Source organism: Tissierellales bacterium (assembly GCA_025210965.1).
Taxonomy (GTDB): Bacteria; Bacillota; Clostridia; order Tissierellales; family JAOAQY01; genus JAOAQY01.
The window spans coordinates 1-4,662 of record JAOAQY010000131.1 but is presented as its reverse complement, the minus strand read 5'-3'; the positions used below and the strand labels follow the sequence as shown (position 1 = coordinate 4,662).

The 4,662-nt window shown below is 27.8% G+C and carries 2 protein-coding genes; one reads left to right on the top strand and one right to left on the bottom strand.

Annotation, left to right across the window (positions count from 1 at the left end; translation table 11 throughout):
* The first annotated feature begins 176 nt into the window (after positions 1 to 176).
* Positions 177 to 3,476, top strand: a complete 3,300-nt coding sequence (locus N4A40_09545) for a restriction endonuclease (protein ID MCT4662091.1) — start codon at positions 177 to 179, stop codon at positions 3,474 to 3,476.
* On the opposite strand, the gene N4A40_09540 is transcribed toward N4A40_09545, so the two are convergent.
* Positions 3,477 to 4,662, bottom strand: a 1,186-nt coding sequence (locus N4A40_09540; protein MCT4662090.1) for a glycosyltransferase, incomplete at its 5' end; no start/stop codon positions are given.

Genomic DNA, 4,662 nt, shown 5'->3' with positions numbered 1-4,662 from the left:
CGATTGGTTAGAAACTCTGTTCGGTCTTTTGAAGCTTTTAGGAAAGTGGCGTTTGGAATAATAAATATCTTATGGTAAAATTAGCCTTAACGGATAATTTTTAAATGTTGTAAACTTAAAATAACTATTTATTATTTGGAGCAAGAAATAAACTTGTTGAAGGTGAATTATTAATCATGAAAGACGTAAAAAGATTACCATGGCATAATCATAAATCGGCAGATTTCGAAAAAATATGTGCCATATTTTTAAGTAAAAAATACAATATGAATTTTCAGGCGACAAGTATCGTTAATGATGGTGGTATAGACGTTATTGCAGTAGGTTCTGAATCTGAACGATTAACTGATTATTGGGTAGAGTGCAAACATTGGAAACGTGATATTGATTTAGATGCTATAGGAAAAAATGCAATCTTAGCATACATAAAAGACTCAAAATATGTCATATTTTTTTCTACATCAAGAATAAGACCCAATACAAAAAGATATCTTAATGAATTTTTTGAGACTAAGGGTTTAAAACCTGATTTTTATGATGGTCAAAAGCTTGATTATGAAATAATTAAATTTCCCTCAATTTTAAGAAAATATTTTAAAAATTTTTCTTTAACAACTAATAACGATAACCAGTATGGTTTTTTTTATGAAGCGATCATTAGTGAATTTAGAGACCATTCTGAACTTAGAACAATAAATGCTAAATCAGATAGCATTTTTAAACTTAAAAGAGGAAATACATTTTTTTTAAATATACTCTTTTCAGTGGATAATAAGATTGTAAGAAAAGTGGATTATGTAGTTGGTAACAATGATGAGTTTAATATTTATCCTAAAAATGAATCGATTCATATTAATAAAGAATCAAGTTCCTACTCACTTATTATTGAATTTACTTGCTTTTCATCTGAAAACGAAATAAAATTACCCCCAATTTTTCTTGAATTGATAGATGAAAAGTCTAATAAAGAAAAGTGCATTATTGAAATAGGAAAAATTGACCAGTCTGGCGTTAAAGAACCTGCCTACTTCGGAAATTTAACATCTTACCTTTCTGATAAAATTAATAAGATCGCTCAATTATCAAGTGATGGTTATTTTCAGCTTCTTAATATAAAAGGTATCGGTGGTGTAGGTAAAAGCAGGTTTGCAGATGAAGTTATAGATATTTGTAAAAAACAACATTTCATAATTAATGAATACAACATTTCAAGAACAAATGATACAACATTGTTAAATGAAATGTTGACGAATTTTTCTAAATTACCGCCTAAGTTACGAACACTTGAAATAAAAAAAGAAGATATAAAATCTTTTTATGAAACATCAGGTATTAAAGATGAAATTGTACTTGATATCTGTACATCTTTGGCAATTTATTCATCCACTCCCGATCATATAGATGTATATCAAGCCTACCAAATCGTAATTAAAATCATGTTTCATTTTTTGAATCAAGAAAGCCAACACAGATCTAGATTGATTGTTATAGATAATATTCAAGAGACTAATCCTAATATTTTAAAGCTAATAAATGAACTTGTTAATTTACTCGTTGGAGCAAACATAAGGCTCTTTTTAATTTTGATTGAAAATACCGAAACCATTTTGCCAAGTAACAAAGCGAGTGTTTCAACTTTTAATCGACAGTTAAAGTTTATAGAAAATGATTATCCCAATACAGTGCATAATCTAATCATCGATAAGTTTTCTATTGATGAAGCAAATTTGTTTTTAAAATCATTTATCGCTGAAAACACTCAGTATAAAGATGAATTAAAGCTAATTGTAGAAAAAGTTGGTACAAAACCATATGATTTATATTCAGCAATTATCTTATTAGAGCAATTAGGCATTCTAGAACTCAAACGTAGGAACCAATGGGAAATTGTTGATTACAGAGATTTAACTTTAACTCTAAATGATAAGAAAAATGTATTTCGAAATACCGTTAAATCTAGAATTGAATATTTTAACTACATTGATGGAATGAAAATAAAGCTAGATGCTCTATTAAAATTTATGAAGATATTCAACTATCATATACCATTTGAATTTGTAAAGAACTATCTTAACATTACATCTCAAGAACTTATTCAGTTTGAAAAATCCTGTATTATAAAAATTAATGATATGGGGTATATTCAGCTATATCATGATAATATTAGCTTATATTTAAATGAAAATAAAGATTCATATTATCTTCCTACAAGTAATGATTTTTTAATGATTCATAAATGGATTTCTCATACTAAACTTACAGTTGATAAACTGACTGAGTATGCACTGCGAACACAAATCTCGATTCAGTTAAATACTATAGATGAGAATATTCTATTATTTAGAGATGCTCTTCTTTTCGCTGAATCTGCTCTAAATAGTCAAGTGTTTTTACAGCTTTCGCGAAAAATAATGTTCGCATTAAATTTAACCCATTACTATTTAAAGGATATTGAGCAATATACAGAAATTGCAGCAATCATTATTAATTATATCCCTGAATATGCAAATATAGATGGTGAGCTAAATTTTTTCGAAGAAGTATATATAATACTCAATCGTTTCAAATTGAAAATAGATGGTTTAAAATACTCTAATTTTATACATCGTTATGCAAATGCATTACTTCATGCAAACAATAAACAAGAATCTTTAAAAGTATTAAAAAAGTTTTTGCGATTTAAGAATATTGTTCCCCATTATTCGTTTATTACCCATGATAGGCTAGGTGTTCTTCTTACAGAAATGGATCAAAAAGAAGAAGCGCTTGAGCACTTAAGAAAAGCTGAAGAAATAGCCCATTTAACTGAAGATAGAGAAATGAATTTGAGCATTATTAATTCAGATTTAGGTTATTATTATTTTAAAAATAATTTATCATTAGAAAAAACTATTCAATACTTTAGTGCTGCTACAACTTTAGATTTAGATGTAAATGACCATATTCAAACACGCCCGTTAGAAATAGCACATCAGAAGGCGCTTATATCAATTTTAAATAAAGATTATTTAAAGGCCGAAAATTCCCTAGATGAGGCCTATGGGCTCTCAAAGGAAGTAAATAATATATTATTACTTAAAAGAGCAATTATTCTTTATCTATCTTATTTTCATTTAATTAATGATTTTAGTGAATATGATAGATATGCAAATGAATATATAGAATTAAGTAATGCTTATGATGATAGAACATCACTCTGGAAAATATATATGCTCGAAGCAATTAGATGCACTAAAATTAATAAACTTACTCAAGCATATAATTACTACGACAAGTGTTACAAAATAATAAAAGATCATACGCTCAATCTCAGAAAACGAATTGTAATTGCCAATATCCAAACGTTCGAAAAGTTATATTTGGACAAATTGGATTCTAAAGATAAAATTCTTAGTTTGGCTGATTGGAGCAATCGAATTAAGATTGATGAAGTTACGTATTTAAATGATACACAATACGCCTTGTTGCATTCATAATTATAAACAAACTTCTTTCATTTTATTATTTACGTTTTTTACAATATTTCCATGTATATCTATTACGATATCATTATTATTATTACGATTAGAAAACCAAAAGTGATTATTTTTTATCACTCTAAAGTCATTGACTAAGTAAATGAACGGGAGCTGGTATCGACATATATCTGGTGACAAGTAATCATTTATAAATAAAGTACCATTTTTATTATGTCGCATTTTAGTTGTTTTTATTGATTTATTATTCATGATTTTTTTTATGATACTTGTATAGAGTGATGAGTTTGGTGTATTTGTAAAATCAAAAATCATGAGATCCGAAGAAATATGTTGTGGTAGGTTTTTAATTTGAGTTTCAAAAAAATCAATGCCTTTGTTCTCTAATTGTTGGGTCCACTTACTAAAAAACAAGGCTTTAGCATGTGCGTGAAAAGAATGTCGAATAGTTCCTGATACAGTTCCTCTATGGTACACAACGCATTTTGTTGACACATAGTTTTTATAACCGAGTGCATTTAATTTCATAGCCAAATCAAGATCTAAGTATGCGTTATACATTTCAGCATCAAAACAGTTCACTTGAACGAATAAAGATTTTTTTATTAGTAATACACCAGACGGAACCAGTTGGCATTCAAGGTCATATTCACAATAAGAATGGGCGATTGATGAACCTAAAAAAGGTTTAATAATCTCTGTATCCGAATTCAGAAGTCCATAATAAAGAAGTGTCGAATCTGTCATATTGTAAATTTTTGCACCTACACAACCAACATTTTCAAAGCGTTCATACGTTGCATATAACTCATTTAACCAGTTGCTAGAAACCATAATATCTGAATCCATTAAAATAATAAACTCTGTACTGATAAATTTGCTTGCGTAGTTTATAGCGCCACCATAGCCCTTATTTGTATTAACATTCTTTATGGTTAAATCAAACAAGAAGTCTTTTGCTGAAATGAGTGTATCAAGTTTTACTTCATCATTATCATTAACAATAAGAACATTGAAATTAGTATTCTCATGATAAAATTGGTTAATTTGTTCGAGACATGCTTTTAATATATTTAATTTTTCATAGTATGTTATCAGTATAGTATACAAGTTAATCCATCCTTTTCTAATAAGTTGTTGGTAGATGTCATAAAATATAAAACCTCCAAATAATAAATAGTTATTT